Annotated in this window: 21 protein-coding genes; 8 read left to right on the forward strand and 13 right to left on the reverse strand. The window is 71.3% G+C overall.

Annotation, left to right across the window (positions count from 1 at the left end; all coding sequences use genetic code 11):
- The first annotated feature begins 56 nt into the window (after positions 1-56).
- Positions 57-719, forward strand: a complete 663-nt coding sequence (rdgB, locus tag PKE85_RS11795) for an RdgB/HAM1 family non-canonical purine NTP pyrophosphatase (protein WP_271204931.1) — start codon at positions 57-59, stop codon at positions 717-719.
- Complete coding sequence (gene hemW / locus PKE85_RS11800) at positions 716-1,867, forward strand: radical SAM family heme chaperone HemW (RefSeq protein WP_271204932.1); 1,152 nt, start codon at positions 716-718, stop codon at positions 1,865-1,867. Before rdgB ends, hemW begins: the two co-directional genes overlap by 4 nt.
- 10 nt (positions 1,868-1,877) lie before the next feature.
- Here the strand turns inward: hemW and PKE85_RS11805 are convergent, their stop codons facing one another.
- From PKE85_RS11805 to PKE85_RS11825, 5 genes are all read right to left on the reverse strand, one after another.
- Positions 1,878-2,783: a LysR family transcriptional regulator gene (locus PKE85_RS11805; RefSeq protein WP_271204933.1), complete on the reverse strand. Its 906-nt coding sequence runs from the start codon at positions 2,781-2,783 to the stop codon at positions 1,878-1,880.
- Positions 2,780-4,072 (reverse strand): MFS transporter, encoded by a 1,293-nt coding sequence (locus tag PKE85_RS11810; protein WP_271204934.1) that lies wholly within the window; start codon positions 4,070-4,072, stop codon positions 2,780-2,782. The genes PKE85_RS11805 and PKE85_RS11810 overlap by 4 nt, the downstream gene beginning before the upstream one ends.
- A gap of 82 nt (positions 4,073-4,154) precedes the next feature.
- Positions 4,155-5,048 carry a DUF937 domain-containing protein gene (locus PKE85_RS11815; protein ID WP_271204935.1) on the reverse strand — a complete coding sequence of 298 codons (894 nt, stop codon included), beginning with the start codon at positions 5,046-5,048 and terminating at the stop codon, positions 4,155-4,157.
- Positions 5,049-5,136: 88 nt separating this feature from the next.
- Complete coding sequence (locus PKE85_RS11820) at positions 5,137-5,517, reverse strand: DUF4112 domain-containing protein (RefSeq protein ID WP_271204936.1); 381 nt, start codon at positions 5,515-5,517, stop codon at positions 5,137-5,139.
- Positions 5,514-5,672, reverse strand: coding sequence for a YqaE/Pmp3 family membrane protein (locus PKE85_RS11825; protein ID WP_271204937.1), 159 nt, complete (start codon positions 5,670-5,672; stop codon positions 5,514-5,516). The genes PKE85_RS11820 and PKE85_RS11825 overlap by 4 nt, the downstream gene beginning before the upstream one ends.
- Before the next feature lie 121 nt (positions 5,673-5,793).
- Here PKE85_RS11825 and PKE85_RS11830 point away from each other — a divergent pair, with 121 nt between their 5' ends.
- Entirely contained in the window at positions 5,794-6,588 is a 795-nt protein-coding gene (locus PKE85_RS11830; protein WP_271204938.1) for an acyltransferase, read from the forward strand.
- A 9-nt stretch (positions 6,589-6,597) separates the two neighbouring features.
- On the opposite strand, the gene PKE85_RS11835 is transcribed toward PKE85_RS11830, so the two are convergent.
- Positions 6,598-7,035 carry a nucleoside deaminase gene (locus PKE85_RS11835; protein ID WP_271204939.1) on the reverse strand — a complete coding sequence of 146 codons (438 nt, stop codon included), beginning with the start codon at positions 7,033-7,035 and terminating at the stop codon, positions 6,598-6,600.
- A 59-nt stretch (positions 7,036-7,094) separates the two neighbouring features.
- On the opposite strand from PKE85_RS11835, the gene PKE85_RS11840 reads away from it, so the two are divergent.
- The gene (locus PKE85_RS11840; RefSeq protein ID WP_271204940.1) at positions 7,095-9,152 is read left to right on the forward strand and encodes a pseudouridine synthase; all 2,058 of its coding nucleotides are present in this window, start codon (positions 7,095-7,097) and stop codon (positions 9,150-9,152) included.
- Complete coding sequence (gene rsmD, locus PKE85_RS11845) at positions 9,133-9,693, forward strand: 16S rRNA (guanine(966)-N(2))-methyltransferase RsmD (protein WP_271204941.1); 561 nt, start codon at positions 9,133-9,135, stop codon at positions 9,691-9,693. Before PKE85_RS11840 ends, rsmD begins: the two co-directional genes overlap by 20 nt.
- Before the next feature lie 30 nt (positions 9,694-9,723).
- Here the strand turns inward: rsmD and PKE85_RS11850 are convergent, their stop codons facing one another.
- Positions 9,724-10,332 (reverse strand): hypothetical protein, encoded by a 609-nt coding sequence (locus PKE85_RS11850; RefSeq protein WP_271204942.1) that lies wholly within the window; start codon positions 10,330-10,332, stop codon positions 9,724-9,726.
- Positions 10,333-10,512: 180 nt separating this feature from the next.
- Positions 10,513-11,118 (reverse strand): hypothetical protein, encoded by a 606-nt coding sequence (locus PKE85_RS11855; protein ID WP_271204943.1) that lies wholly within the window; start codon positions 11,116-11,118, stop codon positions 10,513-10,515.
- A gap of 337 nt (positions 11,119-11,455) precedes the next feature.
- On the opposite strand from PKE85_RS11855, the gene PKE85_RS11860 reads away from it, so the two are divergent.
- A complete protein-coding gene (locus PKE85_RS11860) occupies positions 11,456-12,451 on the forward strand; it encodes a TerC family protein (RefSeq protein ID WP_271204944.1) in 996 nt (331 codons plus the stop codon).
- 186 nt (positions 12,452-12,637) lie between these two features.
- Here PKE85_RS11860 and mutL read toward each other — a convergent pair whose 3' ends face one another.
- Positions 12,638-14,446: a DNA mismatch repair endonuclease MutL gene (mutL, locus tag PKE85_RS11865; RefSeq protein WP_271204946.1), complete on the reverse strand. Its 1,809-nt coding sequence runs from the start codon at positions 14,444-14,446 to the stop codon at positions 12,638-12,640.
- Positions 14,447-14,625: 179 nt separating this feature from the next.
- Between mutL and PKE85_RS11870 the strand changes: the two genes are divergently transcribed.
- Together PKE85_RS11870 and PKE85_RS11875 are read left to right on the forward strand one after the other, a co-directional pair.
- Complete coding sequence (locus PKE85_RS11870) at positions 14,626-15,180, forward strand: gluconokinase (RefSeq protein ID WP_271204947.1); 555 nt, start codon at positions 14,626-14,628, stop codon at positions 15,178-15,180.
- Positions 15,181-15,218: 38 nt separating this feature from the next.
- Positions 15,219-16,607: a GntP family permease gene (locus PKE85_RS11875; protein ID WP_271204948.1), complete on the forward strand. Its 1,389-nt coding sequence runs from the start codon at positions 15,219-15,221 to the stop codon at positions 16,605-16,607.
- A gap of 6 nt (positions 16,608-16,613) precedes the next feature.
- Here PKE85_RS11875 and rsmA read toward each other — a convergent pair whose 3' ends face one another.
- From rsmA to PKE85_RS11895, 4 genes are all read right to left on the reverse strand, one after another.
- Positions 16,614-17,468 (reverse strand): 16S rRNA (adenine(1518)-N(6)/adenine(1519)-N(6))-dimethyltransferase RsmA, encoded by an 855-nt coding sequence (gene rsmA, locus PKE85_RS11880; protein WP_271204949.1) that lies wholly within the window; start codon positions 17,466-17,468, stop codon positions 16,614-16,616.
- Complete coding sequence (gene pdxA, locus PKE85_RS11885) at positions 17,465-18,493, reverse strand: 4-hydroxythreonine-4-phosphate dehydrogenase PdxA (RefSeq protein ID WP_271204950.1); 1,029 nt, start codon at positions 18,491-18,493, stop codon at positions 17,465-17,467. The genes rsmA and pdxA overlap by 4 nt, the downstream gene beginning before the upstream one ends.
- Positions 18,490-19,416, reverse strand: coding sequence for a SurA N-terminal domain-containing protein (locus tag PKE85_RS11890; RefSeq protein ID WP_271204951.1), 927 nt, complete (start codon positions 19,414-19,416; stop codon positions 18,490-18,492). The genes pdxA and PKE85_RS11890 overlap by 4 nt, the downstream gene beginning before the upstream one ends.
- Before the next feature lie 114 nt (positions 19,417-19,530).
- Positions 19,531-22,017, reverse strand: a complete 2,487-nt coding sequence (locus PKE85_RS11895) for an LPS-assembly protein LptD (RefSeq protein WP_271204952.1) — start codon at positions 22,015-22,017, stop codon at positions 19,531-19,533.
- Positions 22,018-22,039 lie beyond the last annotated feature (22 nt).

Here is a 22,039-nt window from a genome sequence, read left to right on the forward strand (position 1 = left end):
TCAGCGCCGGAGCGTCCGCGCCGCGGACGAGCGACCGGCTTCGGGACAAGACCGCGATGATCGAACTGCCGCCGCTCGGGCCCCGCCTGGTGATCGCCACCCACAACGCCGGCAAGCTGGCCGAATTCCGCGAACTCCTGGCGGCGTTCCCGGTGGAGCTCGTGTCGGCGGGGGAGCTCGGCCTGCCCGAGCCCGACGAGACCGGCACCACCTACGCCGAGAACGCCCGCATCAAGGCGGACGCCGCGGCGATGGCCTCGGGCCTGCCGGCGCTCGCCGACGATTCCGGCCTCGCGGTGGAGGCGCTGTGGGGCGCGCCGGGCATCTTCTCGGCCCGCTGGGCCGGGCCGGACAAGGACTTCGCCGGCGCCATGGAGCGCGTGGAGGAGGACCTTCAGGACCGGGGCGCCACCGAGCCCGACCAGCGCCGCGCGGCCTTCGTGGCGGCGCTATGCCTCGCCTGGCCGTCGGGAGAAGGGCTGGACGTGGAGGGCGCCGTGCGGGGGACGATCGTGTGGCCGCCCCGGGGCGATCTGGGCTTCGGCTACGATCCGGTCTTCCTTCCGGAGGGGCATCACCGCACCTTTGGCGAGATGAGTTCCGAGGAGAAGCACGGCGTGGAATGGGACTGGGACGGTCGGGCCACCGGCCTGTCGCATCGCGCCCGCGCCTTCGGCGAGCTGATGGCGGCGCTGTTCCCTGAAGGCCCGCCGCGATGACGGCCGAGCCCGGCTTCGGCGTCTATGTCCACTGGCCGTTCTGCGCGGCCAAGTGCCCCTACTGCGACTTCAACAGCCATGTGCGCCACAAGGGCGTGGACCAGCCCCGCTTCCTCGCCGCCTTCCGGCGGGAAATCGCCCATATGGCGGCGCTGGCGCCGGGGCGCACGGTGGGCTCCATCTTCTTCGGCGGCGGCACGCCCTCGCTGATGACGCCGGAGACGGTGGGCGGAATCCTCGACGCCATCGCCGACGCCTGGGGCGTGGACGACGGCGTGGAGGTGACGCTGGAGGCCAACCCCACCAGCGTGGAGGCGGAGCGTTTCCGCGGCTACCGCGCCGCCGGCGTCAACCGGGTCTCGCTCGGGGTGCAGGCGCTGAACGCGGGCGACCTCGCCGCGCTCGGCCGGCTGCACAGCGTGGACGAGGCCATGGCGGCGGTGCGGCTCGCGACCTCCATCTTTCCGCGCGCCTCGTTCGACCTGATCTACGCCCGTCCCGGCCAGACGCCGGAGGCGTGGCGGGACGAGCTGACCCAGGCCATCGAGCATGCGCCGGAGCACCTGTCGCTCTACCAGCTCACCATCGAGGAGGGCACGCCCTTCCACGCGCTCTACGCCGCCGGCAAGCTGAAGACGCCCGACGAGGACACCTCCCGCGCGCTGTGGGACGTGACGCAGGCGGTGACGGAGCAGGCGGGCATGCCGGCCTACGAGATCTCCAACCACGCCCGGCCCGGCGCCGAGAGCCGCCATAACCTGGTCTACTGGCGCTATGGCGAATACGCCGGCGTCGGCCCGGGCGCCCATGGCCGGCTGGTGGTGGACGGCGTGCGCCGCGAGCTCGCGGTCGAGCGCAATCCCGAGCTCTGGGCGGCGGCGGTGGAGGCGGACGGCCACGGCCTCGTCATGGACGAGCCGCTGAGCCAGGAGGCGCAGGCGGACGAGTTCCTGGTGATGGGCCTGCGCCTCGCAGAGGGCATCGACCTCGCCCGGTTCCAGCGCCTGTCCGGCCGGCGGCTCGACAGCCGCCGCATCGACGATCTGGTGTTCGACGGCATGGTGGAGCGGCTCGGCCGCGACCGCCTGCGGGTGACCCGCGAGGGCTTTCCCGTGCTCGACGCGGTGGTGGCCGACCTCGCGGGCTGACGGCGCCGCCTCAGGCCGCCGGCGTCTCGGCCAGCAGGTCGAGGAAGGCGGCGGCGGCGCGGGTGGCGTAGCGCTCCTTGTGGGTCAGCGCGATGAAGCGCCGCCGCGGCAGATCGGCGGGAATCTCCCTCAGGCTTCCCGAGGCCAGGCCGCCGGCCGCCACCAGACGCGACATCACGCTCGCGCCCGCGCCGGCCTCCACCGCCGCCCGCACCGCTTCGTTCGAGGGCAGCTCCAGCGCCACGTCGAGCGCGTCGAAGGCGAGCCCCGCCTCCCGGATCGCGGTCTCCAGCAGGGCGCGGGTGCCGGAGCCGGGCTCCCGCAGCACCCAGCGGGCGGAGGCCAGATCGGTGGGGGAGGGGCTCCAGTCCGCGCCGCGCGACGGCGACGCCCACGGGTGCGACGGCGGCGCCACCAGCGCCATCTCGTCCCAGGCCACGGGGACGGCGCGCAGCGCGGGATCGTCGATCACCCCCTCCACCACGCCCACATCCGCCTCGCCGTCGTGGATGGCGGCCGCCACCGCGTCGGTGTTGGCGATGGCGAGCGAGACCGCGACCCCCGGAAAGCGCGCGCGATAGGCGTGGAGGCGCGCCGGGAGCCAGTAGCTGGCGACCGTCTGGCTGGCGGCGAGCGACAGGCGGCCCTTCTTCAGGCCCGCGAGGTCGGCGAGCACGGTCTCCGCGGCGTCCGCGCGGGCCAGCACCGCGCGCGCCTCCACTAGGAACAGCCGTCCCGCCTCGGTCAGGGCGATGCGGCGGCCGATGCGGTCGAACAGCCTGGCGGCGTAGCGGCCTTCGAGGTTCGACACCGCGGCGCTCACCGCCGACTGGGTGAGGTTGAGGTCCTCGGCCGCGCGGGTGACGTGCTCCCGCTCGGCCACCGCCACGAAGATGCGGAGCTGCTCGAGCGTCATTCCGCGGGGCTGAAGCCCAGGCCGCCCCGCTTCGCCCGCCGGGCGATGGCGACGAGCGCCACGCCGGTGAGCGCCGCCATGGCGGACATGTAGAGCCCGACCGCCCACAGCCCGTAGGTCTTGGCGAGCCAGGTGGCGAGATAGGGCGCGGGCGAGGCGCCGAGGATGCCCGCGAGGTTGAAGGCGAGCGAGGCGCCGGTGTAGCGCACCGCGGTCGGGAACAGCTCCGACAGCGCGGCGCTCAGGGGCCCGTAGGTGCAGCCCATGAGGCCGAGCCCGAGCGCGAGGAACAGCGTCACCCCGGCCACATGCCCGGCGCCGAACAGCGGCTCGAAGGCGAAGCCGAACAGGAACAGGCCGAGGGTGGCGAGGAGCAGCGCCGTGGTCCGGCCCGCCCGGTCGGCGTAGATCGCGGACAGCGGGATGGTGACGGCGAAAACCACCATGCCGATCATCTGCAGCGGCAGGAACTGGCCCCGGCCGTAGCCGAGCGCGCTGACGCCCCAGCTCAGCGCGAACACCGTCATCAGGTAGAACACGGTGAAGGTGGCGGTGGCGCCGAGCGTCGCGAGGCTCAGGATCGCCCCATGCTCCCTCAGCACCGTCAGCATGGGCGCGCGCACCCGCTCGCGGCGCTCGATCGCAGCCTGGAAGGCGGGAGTCTCGGTGATCTTCAGCCGCACATAGAGCCCGACGATCACCAGCAGCGCGCTCGCCACGAACGGAATGCGCCAGCCCCAGGCGAAGAACTGTTCGTCGGTCAGCGCGGCGCCCAGCGCGAGGAAGCTCGCCGCCGACAGGATGAAGCCGATCGGCGCCCCGAGCTGCGGGAACATGCCGTACCAGGCTTCCCGGCCCTTGGGCGCGTTCTCGGTGGCGAGCAGCACCGCGCCGCCCCATTCGCCGCCGAGGCCGAGGCCCTGCCCGAGCCGGCACAACGACAGCAGCAGCGGCGCCGCGACGCCGATCTGGGCGTAGGTCGGCAGCAGGCCGATGGCGACGGTGGAGAAGCCCATCAGCATCAGCGCCGCCACCAGCGTCGCCTTGCGGCCGAGCCGGTCGCCGAAATGGCCGAACACCGCGGCGCCCACCGGCCGGGCGAAGAACGCGATGGCGAAGGTGGCGAGCGACTGCAGCGTCGCCGACGTGGGATCGGCCGCCGGGAAGAACAGCTTCGGGAACACGATCACCGCCGCCGTGGCGTAGATGTAGAAGTCGAAGAACTCGATGGTCGTGCCGATCAGGCTGGCGAACAGCACGCGGCGCGGCGAATTGGCGGGAGACGTCACGGGTCGCGATCTTCCGAAAAAAGCGGTACGCCGATGGCTCTACTCCCGCCGCGGAAGCCGCACAATGCCGGACGGCCGTCCGTCAGCCGCGGGTGCGCGCCGGACCGCTGAAGAAGGCGTCGAAGATCTGCTCCATGGCGCGGGCGTTGTGGGCCTGAATCTCGCGGCCGGTCTGCATCATCTGGTCGAAGGCCGTGTCGGAGGAGGTCTCTTCGGGCCTTTCGCCCTCGGGCGCGGCCTCGGCCTGCGGCGCGGTCTGCTCCGGCGCGGGCTCGGGCTTCGGTTCGGGCGCGGATTTGCCGAAGGCGCCGGCCAGGATGTCCGCCATCATGTCGCCCATGGGATTGGCGGGGCCGTCGCGCCCCTCCCGCCCGAAAGCGCCGCCCGAGAAGGCGTCGATCCAGCTCTGGAACGGGTTCGCGGGCTGCTCCGGAGCGGGTTTCTCTTCGGGCGCGGGGGCGTCCTTCCGGCCGGCGGACAGGATCTGCTCCCAGAACGGGCCGAACGGTCCGGCGCCGGGGAAGGACGGGGACGTCGGCCCGGCGCCGCTTCCCGCGCCCTGCGCCGCCTTCATGAACCCGCCGATCAGGATGCTGGTCAGCACGGGAAGCACCTTGCGGATGATCTCCGCCTGCACGCCCGACGCGGCGGACGCCTGCGCCGCCACCGCCCGCGACACCTCCTTGGAGCCGAACAGCGCGCCGAGCGCGTCGTCGCCCGCGGCTTTCGTGGACGGATCAAGGGCGGCCGCCTGCGCCTCGAAGGCGCGGGCGTAGACGTCGGCGCCGAACATGTCGTTCAGCCGCCGCGCGGCCTCGTCGTTGCGGGACTGGCGCTGGAAGCCCTGCGCGAACGCAGGCGTCAGCGCCGCCATGGCCGCGCGCATCTGCGAAGGGTCGACGCCGTAGGCCCGGGCGATGTTGTCGAAGGCGGCGCCGCCCTGCGCCTGCCGCATCAGGTCGTAGAAGGGGAACATGGCGCTCGTCTCCCGGCCCCGGCCTCACGCGGCGCGTCGGCGGGAAGCCTAAGCGGCGGCGGACGGAAGGTCCACCGCGCGCCGGCGTTCAGTTGCCGAAATGGCGGCGCAGCAGCCGCATGTTGCGGCGGTTGGCCTTGAACGCCACGTCGAACACCGAGCCCAGAAGCGGGATCGAGCCCACCACCGTGTCCAGCGCCACATTGCCCACCATGCGGGCCAGCACATGGCCCGGCGCGCCGAGGTCGCTGGCGCGCTTGATCATGTAGGCCGAGACCAGACCCATGGCGAGGTCGCCGACGCCCGGCGCGAGGCCGACCGCCGCGTCGAGGCCGAAGCGCCAGTTGGTGCCCGGAATGCGCCAGCGCGAATCCAGCAGCGTCGCGAGGCGCTCCAGATCGTCGAGAACGGCGGCATGGTCCGGCCGCGCCATGCGGCCGGCGAATCCGGAGGCGGCGTAGGCGGTCATTTGCGCAGGATCACCCAGATGGCGTGAATGATGCCCGGCACGTAGCCGAGGATGGTCAGCAGAATGTTCAGCCAGAACTGCAAGCCGATGCCCACCTGCAAGAACACGCCGAGCGGCGGCAGCAGAATGGCGATCAGAATGCGCACGACGTCCATCGAAACTTCCTCATCTGCATGCTCGCCGGGAAATCGGCGGCTGTGGCGGACACGATCTATGGATGTGTCGCTTCGTTTTGAGATACGTTGCTCACAACGACGATTCCGAGGTCTTTGAGATATGTGCGAAGGTAAAGAAGTCAATACGCGCGAGGGCGAGGTGGGAGCGGAGGGGAGAGCTCCGCCTGCCGTTCAGCCAAGTTCTGTTTTTAAAGAATTAAAACTTGCAGGCTTTGAAGATGTCCAGCTCCAGGGCGTCAATCTTTACGACTTGTATCGAATGTCAGGCGGAGGCAAAAACGGTTTTAAGTATAAATCAAAATACGGCAACGTTGTTTCATTGAAAGGAGACTTCAGCATCGATGCAATGACAAAAACAAATATTTACTTCAATGGAAGAGATAATGTAATAAACATTTATGGAATTAAAAATGTATTTGGACTTCATCTGGCGTGTGTGGGTGGAGGGACTATTAATTTCAGTTCACCGAATGTGGTGCGTGGGCTCACCGTCATGAGTTCAAATGGCGGGGTAGTTTCGATCGGATCGGACTGTCTGATCTCACGCGACGTCATTATCTACGCGTCGAAGGCGCATGGGCTTTACAACGTCTCGGATGGAGAGCGACGTTTCAAGCAAGGCGTCACGGTTGGGGACCATGTGTGGCTTGGGCAAGGCGTGAGATTGCTCTCGGGCGCTTCAATTGGCGATGGTTCGGTCATCGGATCCTACAGCGTGCTTGCGCGTTCCGTGCCGAACAACTGCGCCGCAGCCGGAAATCCATGCCGGGTTACGACGCATGATATATTTTGGACGGATAAGGCCGTTCCGGATGACGGAAATTATTTCGATATGCTTCAGAGGTCCGGGAAAAGCAGGCCGCGTTTCGTTCGCTTCACGCAGGAGGGTGATTGACGTGAAGTTTCAGATCGGCGTTCGGAGCGTGAGAAAAAAGTCCCGCAGCAGCGCAGCGGACTCTGATTCCGCGATGCCGGGATAGACGTCCGGAGCGTGGTGGCAGGTGGGCAGGCGGTAAAGCCGCGCCCCCGACGTCACGGCGCCGCCCTTGGGGTCCTCCGCGCCGAAATAGAGCCGGCGGATGCGGGCGAAGGAGATCGCGCCCGCGCACATGGGGCAGGGCTCCAGCGTGACGTGCAGGTCGCAGCCCACGAGCCGTTCGGAGCCCAGCGCCGCGCAGGCCATGCGGATGGCGAGAATCTCCGCGTGGGCGGTGGGATCGTTCAGTTCACGGGTGCGGTTTCCGGCCGCGGCGATCACCGCGCCGTCCCGCGTCACCACCGCGCCCACGGGCACTTCGCCGCGGGCCGCGGCGGCGCGGGCCTCATCAAGGGCGCGCTCCATCGGCGAAGCCGTGATATCTCTCGTCAATTGGCCGTCCACATGCTATCGCCCGCCGCATCATGACACAGTCCGACGAACCGACCTCCGCCGGCCCCGACGGGGCGCCGGAAACCGCTACCGCCGCGCCGCCTCCGGGCGAGCGCGTGGCCAAGGTCATCGCCCGCGCCGGGCTCGGCTCGCGCCGCGAGGCCGAGCAGTGGATCGCCGAGGGCCGCGTCGCCGTCAACGGCGCGGTGATCGACGCCGCCGCCCGCAACGTCACGCCCCGCGACCGGGTGACGGTGGACGGCCGCGCGCTGCCTGAGCGCGAGCGCACCCGGCTCTGGCTCTACCACAAGCCCCGCGGCTACGTGACCACCACCCATGATCCGGAAGGCCGCGAGACGGTGTTCCAGATCCTGCCGCCCGCCATGCCGCGGGTGGTGACGGTGGGGCGGCTCGACATCAACACCGAGGGCCTGCTGCTGCTGACCAACGACGGCGGCCTGTCGCGGGTGCTGGAGCTGCCGGAGACCGGCTGGCTGCGCCGCTACCGCGTGCGCTGCTTCGGCCGGGTGACGCAGGACAAGCTCGACGCGCTGAAGGACGGCGTCACCATCGACGGCTTCCACTACGGCCCCATCGAGGCGACGCTCGAGCGCCAGCTCAACGACAACTGCTGGCTGCAGATCGGCCTGCGCGAGGGCAAGAACCGCGAGGTCAAGCGCGTCGCGGAGCATCTCGGCCTCGCGGTGAGCCGCCTGATCCGCGTCTCCTTCGGCCCGTTCCAGCTCGGCGACCTGGGCGAGGGCGCGGTGGAGGAGGTGCGCACCCGCACGCTCGCCGACCAGCTCGGCAAGCGCCTGGCGGACGAGGCCGGCTGCGATTTCGACGCCCTGAGCGTCGACCACGGCGAGGACGCCCCGCTCGTCACGGGCGGGCGCGGCGCGGGCCGCAAGACCTATGAGCCCCGCGCCGTCTCCGACGGCGAGCGGCTGAAGGACCCGACCCAGCGCGTCGGCCGCCGGGCCCCGGTGGCGCGTCCGCGCGACATGGCGGCCCCCGCGGCCGCAGGTCCGGTCGAGGACCGCGAGCCTCCGAAGAAGCGCGCGGCGCCGATCGCCGACCGCCGCGGCCGCACCGTGAAGGTGGAGAAGGTGGAGCGCGGCGAGGGCGACGTCGCCCCGAAGCGCGTGCATCACCGCGATCCCGCCGCCGCCGAACGCTACGGCGCGCCGGGCCGCGTGTCCCGTCCGGGCGCGGACGCCCCCCGCGGCCGAGGCCGCGACGGCGACGACCGGCGCGGGCCTCCCCGCCGCGACGGCGACGCGCCGCGTAAGTTCACCACACGCGACGGCGGCGACGCCCCGCGCGGCGACCGCTTCGGCGGCCCGGCCCGCGACGGCGGCGAACGCCGTGGCCCGCCGCGCCGTGACGGCGACGCGCCGCGCAGGTTCGGCGATCGCGACGGCGCCCCCGCCCCGCGCGGCGAACGGTTCGGCGGTCCGGTTCGTGACGGCGGCGAGCGCCGCGGGCCTCCGCGCGGGGACGGCGTGCGCCGCCCGGCGCCGCTGGAGCGCGAGAGCGGCCCCCGCCGTGAGGGCGAAGTGCGCCGCGGCCCCCGCCGCGACGCGCCGTCCCGTCCGCCGCGGGAAGGGTTCGGCGATCGCCCGCGTCCGCGCCGCGAGGAGAGCGCCTCCGCCGAGCCCCGCGCCGAGCGGGCGCCGCGCGTCTCCGAGCCGCGCTGGCGCGACGAGGGCGCCAAGCCCCAGCGGCGCGAGGGCGGTCCGCGTCCTGCGCGCGGCGGCGACGAGCGTCCGTCGCGTGACCGTGGCGCACGGCCGGACGGCGGGCGTCCGCCCCGCGCCGGCGACGGCCCCCGGTCCGAGCGTGGCCCGCGCCCCGAGCGCGGCGCCGGCCCCGACCGGCGTGAGGGCGCGCGCGGCGAGCGGCCACGCCCCGAACGACCCGAGGGGAGCAAGCCCCGCGGGCCGGGCGGGCGTCCCGGCGGGGCGAAGCCCGCCTTCAACAAGGGGCCGCGCAAGGGCCCGAACGATCGCGGTCCGGGGCCGAAGGGCCCGCGGGGCCCGGGCGGCGCAGGCAAGGGACGGCCGGGCGGTGCGGATCGTCGGCGGTAAGTTCAAGGGCCGCGCGCTGAAAGGCCCGGCGGCGGATTCGCGCGCGATCCGTCCCACCTCCGACCGGCTGCGCGAGGCGGTGTTCAACGTGCTGGCCCACGCCTACGACGATCCGGCGGACGGCGCGCGGGTGCTGGACCTGTTCGCCGGCACCGGCGCGCTCGCCATCGAGGCGTTGTCCCGCGGCGCCCGCTACGCGCTGTTCGTGGACGAGGGCGCGGAGGCCCGCGCCTGCCTGCGGGCCAACGTGGAGGCGCTCGGCCTCGGCGGCGTCACCCGCGTCGCCCGCCGCGACGCGGCCCGCCTCGGGCCGATCGGGACGGTGCAGCCGTTCGATCTGGTGTTCTGCGATCCGCCCTACGGCCGCGGCCTCGGCCAGCAGGCGCTCGCCTCCGCCCGCGCCGGCGGCTGGCTGGCGCCGGGCGCGCTCGCGGTGTGGGAGGAGGCGGCCGACGCCGACCTCCCTGCGCTCGACGGCTTCGACACGCTGGAGACGCGCCTCTACGGCGACACCAAGGTCGCCCTGCTCAGGGCGGCGTGACCTTGAACGCGGATCGCGTCCGCGCGGTCCTCACGAGCCCTTGGGCAGCCAAAGCTCCACCTGGCCCTTCGGCGCCGTGTAGTTGCGGAGCGGCTTCACGGCGACGCCTGCGACGCCCGCGTCTTCGGCGATCTCCGCCACCCGCTTCGCCAGATCCCCGTCGCCGTCGTTGAAGTAGCGGACCTCCGGGGCGCTCGGAGAGCGGGCGCCCACATATTCCACCCCGAACGATCGGAGCCCGGCCTTTATCAGGGCCATGCGGATGCCATTGGCCTTCGGCGCATCCGCCAGACCAAACGCCTGAATGTAGACGACCCCGCTCACGGGCGCAGGCGTCTGCGCGCCCGCCGCAGGCACGACGTTTTGCGTGCGAACCTGACGAACCTCTTCGCTGACGGCGATGTTCCGCAGGTCTTCGGTCGCTTGGGTCGGACCTTTAATGTAGTTTGTGGCGGCGCCAAGGCAGAGCCCAACGACCGTGACGATGTATGTCCCGTAAAAATAGGGCCTTATGTCGGATGGAAGTTTTTTCTTTGTAAGAAGATCAAGGGCGCCGGCGATCGTGAATATTATGAAAAATCCGACGACCGTGTAGGAAATAAGGAGCGTAAGCACGAATTTATGGAGATCGTATGCCATGCGCATCCCCCGATGCTGACATCATCATGCGCGTCACTTCGGGGGCTCAACACGCCGCTTCTGTCATCGCCACGCTTGTGGGGACAATGGAGGGCGTCGTGCCGCGAGAAGCGAGCGCCATCCATGGGTTGCATTGTCTTGACGTAAACACAACCAATAAGAGTCGTTGGCCGCCCGCGCTCAGCGCGGGTACCAGAACTCCATCTGGCCCGGGGGCGCCTTGTAGTTGGCGATGGTCTTCACCACCGAGCCCTTGAGCCCGTGCTTGGCGGCGAGGGCCGCGACCTGTTCGGCGAGCGGGCGGTCGGCGTCGTTGAAGTAGCGCACCTCCGGCTCCGAAGGGGAGCGTCCGGTGATCAGCTCGATGCCGGGGGACTGGAAGCCGGCCTCCTTCAGCGAGCGCCACAGGTCCTCGGCCGCGAAGCGGGCGTCCATGTCCGGCACCTGGATGTAGACCACCCCGCTCTGGCCCACGGGCGTCAGGCCGGAATCCGCCGCCACGATCGCGCTGTTGCGGGCGTCGAAGGCCTTGGCGCTTTCGGCCGCGGCGGCGACCTGACCGGCGGCGACCGCCGGCGGCTGCAGCGCGCCGGCGGTCCACGCCGCCGCCAGACCGACGGCGGTCAGGGCATAGACAGCGTAGAGCGCGGTGCGCAGCAGCTTCGGGATTTGCACCAGCCGGATGACGCTCAGCAGCACCAGCACCGTGAGCCCGGCGAACAGGCCCGCCAGCGCGTAGACCGCGGCGAGGCGGATGACCAGATCGGCGGCGGATTGTTCGAGCATGGCGGCCTCGAGTCTTCGCGAATCGTCGGTTCGCCCCTTGTGTGCGGGAGGGCGGCTCGGCGATCAACCCTTCAGGCCCGCAGAGGCGCCGGTCGGGGCGGACGGCGCGCGGCTGGCCGCGGCGATCACGCTCGCGTCAGAGGCGCGCAGGGGACTTGCCTGCGCGCCGCTTCTGCTCCACCTTGCCCCGGTCAGAACGGTCCGGGCCCCTCTGGCGTCCTTATCCCATGTATAAGGCACGCGATGTCGGACTGCCCACCCAACCCTTAGGGGGCGGTGGCGCAGCGTCCGCTATCGGCGCTCGTCGCCGTCCTCTCGCAGAGGACCTTGACGCCGCATGACGCCTGATTTCCTGCTCGTCGAATTTGTCGGCAAGCCGCTCTGGCTGTGGCTGGCCTTTCTCGCCCTCGTGGGCATCCTGCTCGCCTTCGATCTCGGCGTGCTGAACCGCAAGGGCAAGGAGCTCGGCGTGGCCGAGAGCCTGAAGCTCTCGGTGTTCTACATCGCCGTCGCGGTCGCCTTCGGCGGCTACATCTGGTGGTCCATGGGCCCCGAAGCCGGCATGAACTATTACACCGGCTACGCGATCGAAAAGGCGCTGTCGATCGACAACGTCTTCGTCATATCGCTGATCTTCAGCTACTTCGCCATCCCCGCGCGCTACCAGTACCGCGCGCTGGTCTGGGGCATCCTGGCGGTTCTGGTGCTGCGCGGCCTCATGATCGGCGTCGGGGCGGCCCTGGTTCAGGATTACGACTGGATCATGCTGTTCTTCGGCGCCTTCCTCGCCTTCACCGGCGTGAAGATGCTGTTCGCCGGCGACGAAGAGGCCGACATCGGCGACAACAAGGCGGTGCAGTGGCTGTCGAGGCGCATGCGCGTCACGCCGGAGCTGCATGGCGAGCGCTTCTTCGTGCGCCAGCCGCATCCCGTCACCGGCAAGCTGGTGCTGTGGACCACGCCGCTGTTCCTGGCGCTGGTGGTGATCAACGTGGCCGATCTGGTGTTCGCGGTGGACTCGGTGCCGGCGATCTTCGCCATCACCACCGACACCTACATCGTCTTCACCGCGAACATCATGGCGGTGCTCGGCCTGCGCGCGCTCTACTTCGCGCTCGCCGCCATGGCGAAGCGCTTCGCCTACCTGAAATACGCCCTGGCGCTGGTGCTGGTGTTCATCGGCGTGAAGATCTTCTGGGCGCACTTCTTCGGCAAGGTCGACCCGGCGATCTCGCTCGGCGTCACGCTCGCGCTCATCGCCGGCGGCGTCGCGGTCTCGTTGTGGAAGACGCGGAACGATCCGCCGCAGGAGATCAAGCTGTCCTCGGAGTGATCCGGCGACCTACGTGACCCGCAGGCGCGGTTCGGCGCCTGCGGGAAAGTTTCGCGCGCCGTCACGCCCGAGCTTGCCTCGGGCGTCCACGACTTTGAGGCCACAAGGCTTTCCGCGGCGAACGTCGTGGATGCGCGAGCATGATGGCGAGCAGGGAGCGGGCGCCTCAGCGCTGTTCGGACGCGCTCAGCGCCGTCCGAACAGCTTTTCCAGATCGGCGGTCGACAGGCGCACGAAGGTGGGGCGGCCGTGGTTGCAGGTGGAGGCGGCGGGCTCCGCCTCGATGGCGCGCAGCAGCGCGTTCATCTCGTCGGGCTTGAGCTTGCGGCCGGCCCGCACCGAGCCGTGGCAGGCGACCGTCGCCAGAATGTGATCGAGCCGTCGGGCTACCGGGCCGGCCTCGCCGTCGCCCTCCGCCAGCGTCTCGGCGATGTCCCGCACCAGCGCCGCGCCGTCGCAGGGGCCAAGCGGCGCGGGCGTCGCCCGCACCAGCAGCGCGCCGGGGCCGAAGGCCTCCAGGCCGAGGCCGAGCCCGTCCAGCAGGGGGGCCGCGGCCAGCACCCGTTCGGCGTCGGCGGGATCGAGCTCCACCACGTCCGGCACCAGCAGCTCCTGCCGCGGCACGCCCGAGGCGGCGCGCAGCCGCTTCAGTTCCTCATACACCAGGCGCTCATGGGCGGCGTGGGCGTCCACCAGCACCACGCCGTCGGCGGTCTCCGCCAGCACGTAGGTGTCGTGGAGATGCGCCTTGGCGGCGCCGAGCGGCCGGTCGCGCGCCTCGTCCGGCGCGGCGTCCGCGACGCGGGGGTCGGCGATCGGCGGCAGGTCCATGAGGTCGACGGAGAAGGCGCTCTGGCCCGGCTGGGCGAGGCCGCGCGCGGGCGTCGCCGCGGGCCGCCAGACGGGAGCGGGCGCCGCCGCAGGCCGCCAGGCGGCGGCGGGAGCCGTGCGCGTGGCGAAGCGGGCGATCTCGGCGGAGCCGGCCGCGTAGGGGGTGGGTCCGGCGCCGGCGAGCGCGGCCCGCACGGTGGAGACCACCAGCGCCCGGATCAGCCCGGAATCCCGGAACCGCACCTCGGCCTTCGCGGGATGCACGTTGACGTCCACCTCGCCCGGCCCGACCCGGATGTCGAGCGCCGCCACCGGATGGCGGTCCCGGGGCATCACGTCCTGATAGGCGGCCTTCAGCGCGCCGGTCAGCAGCCGGTCGCGCACCGGGCGGCCGTTGACGGAGAGGTGGATGGCGCCGGCGGTGGCCCGGTGCAGGTGGCTCTGGCCCACATGGCCGACGAGCCGGGCGCCCTCGCGCTGGCCGTCGATGGCGATCATGGCCGCGGCGGTCTCGGCGCCCAGCACCTGCGCCAGCCGCTCCGCATAGCCCTCGGCGCCCGGGGCCGCGGCCGGAAAGCGCAGGGTGCGCTCCTCCACCACCAGCGTGAAGTCCACATGGGGGGCGGCGAGCGCCATCCGGCGCACCGCCTCCGCGGCGGCCTGCGCCTCGGCGCGGTCGGACTTCAGGAACTTGGCGCGGGCGGGGGTGGCGAAGAACAGGTCGCGCACCTCGATCCGCGTGCCGGGCGGCAGCGCCGCGGGCTCGGCCTCGCCCTTGCGGCCGCCCTCCACGGACAGGCGCCAGCCGTGGGGCGCGTCCCGGCGCCGCGTGGCGATGGCGAGCCGCGCCACCGCGCCGATGGAGGGCAGCGCCTCGCCCCGGAAGCCCATGGTGGCGACGCCGACCAGATCCTCGTCGCTGGAGATCTTGGAGGTGGCGAAGCGCTCCACCGCCATCACGAGGTCGTCGCGGTCCATGCCGCAGCCGTCGTCGGAGACCCGGATCAGCCGGGCGCCGCCGCCCTCCAGCACGATCTCGATGCGGGCGGCGCCGGCGTCGAGCGCGTTCTCGGCCAGCTCCTTCACCACCGAGGCCGGACGCTCCACCACCTCGCCGGCGGCGATCCGGTTCGCGACCGTGTCGGAGAGAAGGCGGACGGGCATGGGCGTCGAGGTCGTCGCTTGAGTCGGTATGGGAGTGCGAGACTAGCAGCTTCGGCCCGCAAGGCGGCGCGGCGAGCGGGCCCGTTACGCTTCAGGCTGTGGATCACGCGCGCGAAACGGATGGCGGCCGCCCCACGCGCCCTATGTTCGGACGGCAAAAGACGCTGGAGGAGGCGCGCATGGGCGAGGGCGGAGCGGCCGGGCGGCCGGACTGCGTGGTGGTGATGGGGCCGTCGGGGGTGGGCAAGACCACGGTGGCGCAGGCGCTGGCGGAGCGGCTCGGCTGGGCCTTCGCCGAGGCGGACGAGTTTCATCCGCCCGCGAACATCGCCAAGATGAGCGCCGGCGTCCCTCTGGACGACGACGACCGGGCGCCCTGGCTCGTGCTGATCCGCGACTGGATCGGCCAGCGGGCCGGGGAGGGCGCCTCCACCGTCGTCACCTGCTCGGCGCTGAAGCGCCGCTACCGGGACGTGCTGCGCGGCGCCCCGGCGCGGGTGCGCTTCCTCGAACTCGCCGGCGCGCCGGCGCTGGTGGAGGATCGCATGGCCCACCGCGCGGGCCACTACATGCCCGCCTCGCTGCTCGCCTCCCAGTTCGCCGCGCTGGAGCCGCTCGGGGCGGACGAGGACGGGGCGCGGGTGGACGTCGCCGCCTCGCCCGACGAGATCGTGGAGCGCGCGCTGGCGGCCCTCGTCCTGACGCCGGCGGCGTCCGCTCCCGCCCTTCGCTGACGCTTCCACCTGAACCTCTCCCGCGTGAGACGCCGTCCATGACGCCCTCCCAAGCCGTTCCCGCCCTCGGCGCCGGTCCGCTGCTGCTGATCGCGGCCGGCGCGGTCGCGCTGCTGCTGGTGTTGATCCTGAAGTTCCGCATCCACGCCTTTCTGGCGCTGGTGCTGGTCAGCCTCATCACCGCCTTCGCGGCCGGCGTCGCGCCGGACAAGGTGGTGCCCACTTTGCTGCACGGCTTCGGCGCGACGCTCGGCAGCGTGGCGCTGCTGATCGGCCTCGGGGCCATGCTGGGGCGGCTGGTGGAGGTGTCCGGCGGCGCGCAGGCGCTGGCGGACGATCTGGTGGCGCTGTTCGGCGAGAAACGGGCGCCGCTGGCGCTCGGCGTCGCGGCGCTGATCTTCGGCTTCCCGATCTTCTTCGACGCCGGTCTGGTGGTGATGCTGCCGATCCTGTTCACGGTGGCGCGCCGGCTCGGCGGCTCGCTGCTGCTCTACGGCGTTCCGGTGTCGGGCGCGTTCTCGGTCATGCACGTGTTCGTGCCGCCCCATCCGGGGCCGGTGGCCGCGACGGAGCTGCTGAAGGCGGACGTGGGCCTCGTCACCCTGCTCGGCCTCGCGGTGGCGCTGCCCACCTGGTACGTCACGAGCTACCTTTTCGGCCTCTGGATCGGCAAGCGCGTCCATGTGGAGGTCCCGGAACTCCTGGCCGGCGGGCCGCAGGCGCCGCACGATCCCAACCCGCCGCGCTCCTCCACCGTCGTGCTGCTGATGCTGCTGCCGCTGGCGCTCATCTTCCTCAACACGGGGTTGAACACGCTCGCCGCCGCCGGCGACGTCAGCCGCGACAGCGCGTGGTTCCAGGTGGCGCGGGCGCTGGGCTCCACGCCGGTGGCGCTGCTGGTGGCGGTGCTCGTCGGGTCCTACGTGCTGGGCGCCCGCCGGGGCCGCAGCGGCGCGGAGGTGGAGAAGCTGCTCGACGGCGCGCTGGGGCCGATCTGCGCCATCACCCTCATCACCGGCGCCGGCGGCATGTTCGGCGAGGTGCTGCGGGAGAGCGGCATCGGGCTCGCGCTGTCGCAGGCGCTGGAGGGGCTCGGCCTGCATGTGTTCGTGGCGGGCTACGTGATCGCGGCGGCGCTGCGGCTGGCGCAGGGCTCGGCGACGGTGGCGCTCATCACCGCGGTCGGGCTGGTGCAGCCGGCGATCGCCGCGGCCGGGTACAACCCGGTGCAGCTCGCCGCCTCGGTGCTGGCCATCGCCGCCGGCTCGGTGATCGCGAGCCACGTCAACGATTCCGGCTTCTGGCTGGTGGGCCGGTTCTTCGGCATGGACGTGAAGACCACGCTGAAGACCTGGACCGTGCTGGAGACGCTGATCAGCGTGGTGGGCTTCGCGCTGGCCGGCGCGCTGTTCCTGGCGGCCTCCTGAAGCGGCTCACGCGGAAGTCTTCCGCGCGGCCTCCCAGGCGTTGGCGAGCGCCACGAAGCCGTCGACCGGGATTTCCTCGGCCCGGCGCGTGGGCTCCAGCCCGGCGGCCTCAAGGAGCGCCGCCGCGTCGCCGAGGCTTTTCAGGCTCTGGCGCAGCATCTTGCGGCGCTGGCCGAAGGCGGCCTGGGTCACGGTCTCCAGCGCCTTCACCGAGCAGGGCAGGGGATCGGGCCTCGGCGTCAGCCGCACCACGGAGGAGGTCACCTTCGGCGGCGGCGTGAAGGCCTGCGGGCCCACGTCGAAGGCGATTCTCGCCTCGCAGCGCCAGCCGCACAGCACGCCGAGCCGGCCATAGGCGTCGTCGCCGGGGCCGGCCACGATGCGCTCCGCCACCTCGCGCTGGAACATCAGCGTCAGCCCGTCCCAGAACGGCGGCCACTGGGCCGCGCCCACCCAGCCGGTGAGCAGCGGCGTCGCCACGTTGTAGGGCAGGTTGGCGATGATCCGCGCCGGGCCGTCGCCGGCGAGGCGGGCCATGTCCACCTCGAGCGCGTCGCCCTCGACGATCTCCAGCCGGCCGGGGTAGCGCGCCGCGATCTCGTCGAGCGCCGCGATGGCGCGGTGGTCCTTCTCGATCGCCACCACCTTCGCCGCGCCTTCCGCCAGCAGCGCGCGGGTGAGGCCGCCGGGGCCGGGGCCGACCTCCACCACGGTGACGCCGGCGAGGCGTCCGCCGGCGCGGGCGATGCGGGCGGTGAGGTTCAGGTCGAGCAGGAAGTTCTGGCCGAGCGCCTTCTTCGGAATCAGGTCGTGCTTGCGCAGCACGTCCCGCAGCGGCGGCAGGTCGTCGATGGCGCTCACGGCAGGGCCGGCTCCCCGGACAGGCGCGTCGCCAGATCGAGCGCCGCGGCGAGGCTTTCGGGGCTTCCCGTCCCCGTGCCGGAGATGTCGAAGGCGGTGCCGTGGTCCGGCGAGGTCCGCACGAAGGGCAGGCCCAGCGTGACGTTCACCGCCCGGTCGAAGGCCAGCGTCTTCACCGGGATCAGCGCCTGATCGTGATACATGCACAGCGCCGCGTCGTAGCGGGCGCGGGCCGCCGCATGGAACAGGGTGTCGGCGGGGTGCGGCCCGGTGGCGGCGATCCCGTCGTCTCGCAGCCGGCGCACGGCGGGCGCGACGATCGCCTCGTCCTCATGGCCGAGCCTGCCGTCCTCGCCCGCGTGGGGATTGAGGCCCGCCACCGCGATGCGCGGCGAGGGGATGCGGAACCGGCGGCGCAGGTCGCGGGCGAGGATGCGGCCGGTCTCCACGATGTCGTCCTCGGTCAGCAGGCCGGGAACGGCGCTGAGCGGCACATGCACGGTGACGGGGACGACGGCGACCTCCTCCGCCCACAGCAGCATCACCGCCCGGGCGGGCGCGCCCCAGAGCTCGGTCGCGAGCGCGCCGAGATATTCGGTGTGGCCGGGATGGGGAAAGCCCGCCTGCATCAGCGGCGCCTTGGCGATGGGCGCGGTGACGAGCGCGGCGCAGCGCTCGCCATGGACCAGCTCCACGCCGAGCCGGATGGCGCCGATCACGGTTTCGGCGTCGCGCGGGTCGGGACGGCCGGGCGCGCCGACGCAGCGCCCGCCCACCGGCGTCACGGGAAAACGCTCGCCAAACACTGCGGCGGCGGCGTCCGGCGCGACCTCGGCGATGGGAACGTCGAGCCCGAGCAGCGCGGCGCGGTCCGCATAGGCCGCCGGGTCTCCCAGCGCCACGAAGGCGGGCAGGCGGCGACGGCCGCGCTCGGTCCAGAGCTTGAGCGCGAGATCGAGCCCGATCCCGGCCGGCTCGCCCATACTGAGCGCGAGCGGACGGCCGGGGCCGGCGGCGGCGGTCATCCCTGGCTGAGAACCTGGACGACGGCGCGCGACTTGAGCTGCTCGAGATACTGCTTCGACTTCTCTTCGAGCTGCTTGCCGCCCACGTCGTCCATGGCCTGACGGCGCAGCATGTTGTCGTCGGCGATGTCCTTGCGCTCGCACACCGCGATCATCTCGATGCCCTGCTCGCCGCGGTCCGGCGCGGTGAGGCCGCCGATCTTGGTCTTGGAGAGCTGCTCGCTCAGCTCCTTGCCGAAGGAGGCGGAGGAGCGGGTGACCGGCTCCTTCACCGCCACGTCGCGCAGGCTGGTGGCGAACTGAACCGCCTGGGCGCAGCCGGGGAAGCGGCCGCGGGCGGCGTTGGCCTCGGCCCGGCGCTGGTTGATCTGCGCCGCGGTGGCGTTCTTCGGCAGCACGAACACCACCTGGCGCAAGGTGTACTGCACCGCGCGGTTGTCGGCCTTGGCGCCCGGCGCGGGCAGGATGTTGCTGTTCTGCGCCTGCATCTGGGCGGAGAACTTCCGGCGCACGAACTGCGCCCACACCATCTCGGCGCGGATGCGGTCCTTCAGCGTCTGGGCGCTTACGCCGCGCTGGCCGATGGCCTGGGCGAACTGCTGCGGCGTCAGCTTGGAGCGCTCCGCGATCGAGGCGAAGGCGGCGTTCACCTGCTCGTCGGGGGCGGTGATGCCGAAGCGCTTGGCCTCGGCCAGCTTGAGCTTCTCCTCGATCAGCTCCTGCCGCGCGGCCGCGACCCCGCCGCCCTTGCCGCCGCCGGCGAGCGTGAGCAGGGCGGACCGGCTCTTGATCTCGCTCGACAGGATGGGCTGGCCGTTGACCACCACCGCCACCGATTGGGCGGCGGCGGGCGCGGCGCAGGCGACGGCCGCCAGAGCGAGGGCGGGGAGCAGGCGAAGGCGAAGGCCGAAACGCAACGACATGGACGTCCGATTCCCGATTGCGGCCGCGACGGACACGCGGCGGGCGTTTAAGCGACGAAGGCCTTTTTCCGGCGTGGCGGCGCTAAGGTCAACCGCGTCGCGCGCCGGCTCCCGTCATTGGGAAGCGAGGCCCATGGTCTTCGTCTCGCTGTCGAACGGATCCGACGCGGTGCTGGTGGAGGCGCTGAGGCCGCCGAGCGTCCGAAGGTCCATGCGGACGAGGAACTTGTGGTCGATCGAGTCGAGCCGGCGCACGCTGGTGTCGACGTCGTATTCGCGGATGTAGTCGAAGGCGAGCGAGATGCAGTCTTCGATGTTGTTGATGCCGAAGCCGATCTGCGTCTTGTCGAACTCTTTGAGGTCGAAGTTGTAGCGGGCGCCGCCGCCCACATACACGTCCTTCGTCACGAACACCCGCGCGCCGGCGAGCACGCCCTCGCGGATGTCGTCGTAGCCGAGCTTCGGCTGCTTGTCGTAGCGGCCGTAGACCAGATTGCCCTGGACGCGGCCGAGCGTGGCGCGGCCCTCAAGCTCCGCGGCGCGGAGCGAGAAGTTCTTCTCGTCCATGCGCACGTGGCCGCCGAGCACCAGGTCCTTCGTAGGCACCAGCGTCATGCCGGCGACGTAGTCGGAGCGCGTGGATTCGAGGCCGGAGTCGAGGCCCGCGCGGCTCGGGTCGCGGTCGCCTTCGGCGAAGGAGTTCTTGCCGAACAGCTGATAGGACTGGCCCGCCATCACGCTGAACATGGCGCCGGAGTCCATGTTCAACGAATATTGAACGCCCACATTGGCGCGGCTGCCGCCCTCCACCCGGTCGTAGCCCGTGAACTTGTCCCAGGCGAACAGGGTGGTGTCGTCGAACATCAGGCTCTGGGCGTCTTCGTTCGGGAAGTCGCCCACATGGGTCTCGTTCGGCCGCAGCAGGATCTGCGCGATCGGCTCGATGGTGTGCGTGCCGAAGCTGCTGACCGCCACGAAGGGGTAGCGGTATTCGAGGCCGACGCCGGCCATGCCGCGCAGCGCCATGTCCTGATCGCTGTCCAGGAACTGCCCCAGCCGGGGGCCGTTGTCCGGGTTGGAGTAGATCAGGTCGCCGCGCACGAAGGCGAACGGCGTCCAGACCTGACCCATGGGATCGATGAAGCGGCGGCGCCACTGGGCGTCCGCGCTGAGGCGGCTGTAGGTTCCGGCGGCGCCGATCACCGCCACGTCGTTCCGCGGCCCGAGGCCGAGGCGCCCGCGGCGGTACTCGCTGTCCTCGCGGTACAGGCTGGCGGCGTTGATGTTGAACGCCAGCTCGCCGCCCTGGACCGGGTTCTCGAACACGTAGTTGTAGTCGAGCACCGGCGCCGCGAACGGCAGGCGATCCTGCTGGTCGTAGCGCGTCATGCCGTAGAAGCGGTAGGCGCGCAGATCGAACCAGCTGCGGTCGCCCTGGCCCTGCAGGTAGACGGTGGAGACGCTGGTGCGGCTCGCGCCCCACAGGTCGTAGTCGCCGCGCACCCACTTGTCGGAATAGAGCGTGACGTCCCAGCCCCAGGACCACTGGTGGTTGATGTCGAACTTGCCGAAGGTCTGGAACGCCCATCGGTCCCGGGCGTCGCCGGGGCCGATGGTGAGGCTGTTCGGCTTGCCCGGATCGAGCTTGTCGTCGAACTCGCCTGGATCGAGCTGATGGATGCCCGCGGCGCGGATGGTGTAGGCGCCGTCCACCAGCCGGTGGCGGAACTCGCCCTTCATCATCACGCCCTGCTTGGACGAGAACATGGGCGAGATCGTCGCGTCCATGTTGGGCGCGATGACCCAGAAATACGGGGTCTCCATCGTCAGCCCGGTGTCGGACGAGCGGCCGAAGCTCGGCGCGAGGAAGCCGGACTTGCGCTTCACCGACGGATCGGGATGGGAGAAGAACGGCAGCCAGGCGATGGGGTGGCCCCACAGCTCGAAGGTCGCGTCCTCATAATAGACCATCTTCTCGTCTTCGCGGAAGATGATGCGCTTGGCCTTGATCTGCCACAGCGGCGGCTTTTCCGGGTTCTCCCGGCAGGGCTCGCAGGCGGTGTAGACGCCGCGGTCGAACACCGACAGCTTGCCGCCTTCGCGGCGCCCCTGGGCTGCGGCGAAGCGGGTGCGGTCCACGGTCTCGATGCGCAGCGACCGCACCACGCCGTCGGCGAAGTCGTCCGTCAGGTCGAGGCTGTCGGCGTAGGCCACCGTGCCGTCGCGCTCGGTGAGCTTGGCGTTGCCCTGGGCGCGGACGCGGTTGTTCTTCTGGTCGTAGATCACCCGGTCGGCCTGCAGCGCGCGGCCGTCGTAATAGATGTCCACCGGGCCGACCGCGGTCACGATCTCACGATCGTAATCGTAGATCAGCTCCTTGGCCTCCATCAGCATCCGGGCGTTCGGATCGCGGCGGGCGGCGACGCCGCCGTCGACGACGGAGGCGCCGGCCAGCGGATTCTTCGGGCCGCGGGCCTTCGACGTCTCGCCGTCGTGGGGCGGGGCGGGGATGAACTCGTTGGCCACCTGGGCGAAGGATGCGCCGCCCGTCAGGGCGAGCGCGGTCGATCCCAGCAATGCCGCGACGAAAACACGAACCATGGCGCTCGATGAAAACGCGGAA

The organism is Methylopila jiangsuensis (genome assembly GCF_027922305.1).
GTDB lineage: Bacteria > Pseudomonadota > Alphaproteobacteria > Rhizobiales > Methylopilaceae > Methylopila > Methylopila jiangsuensis.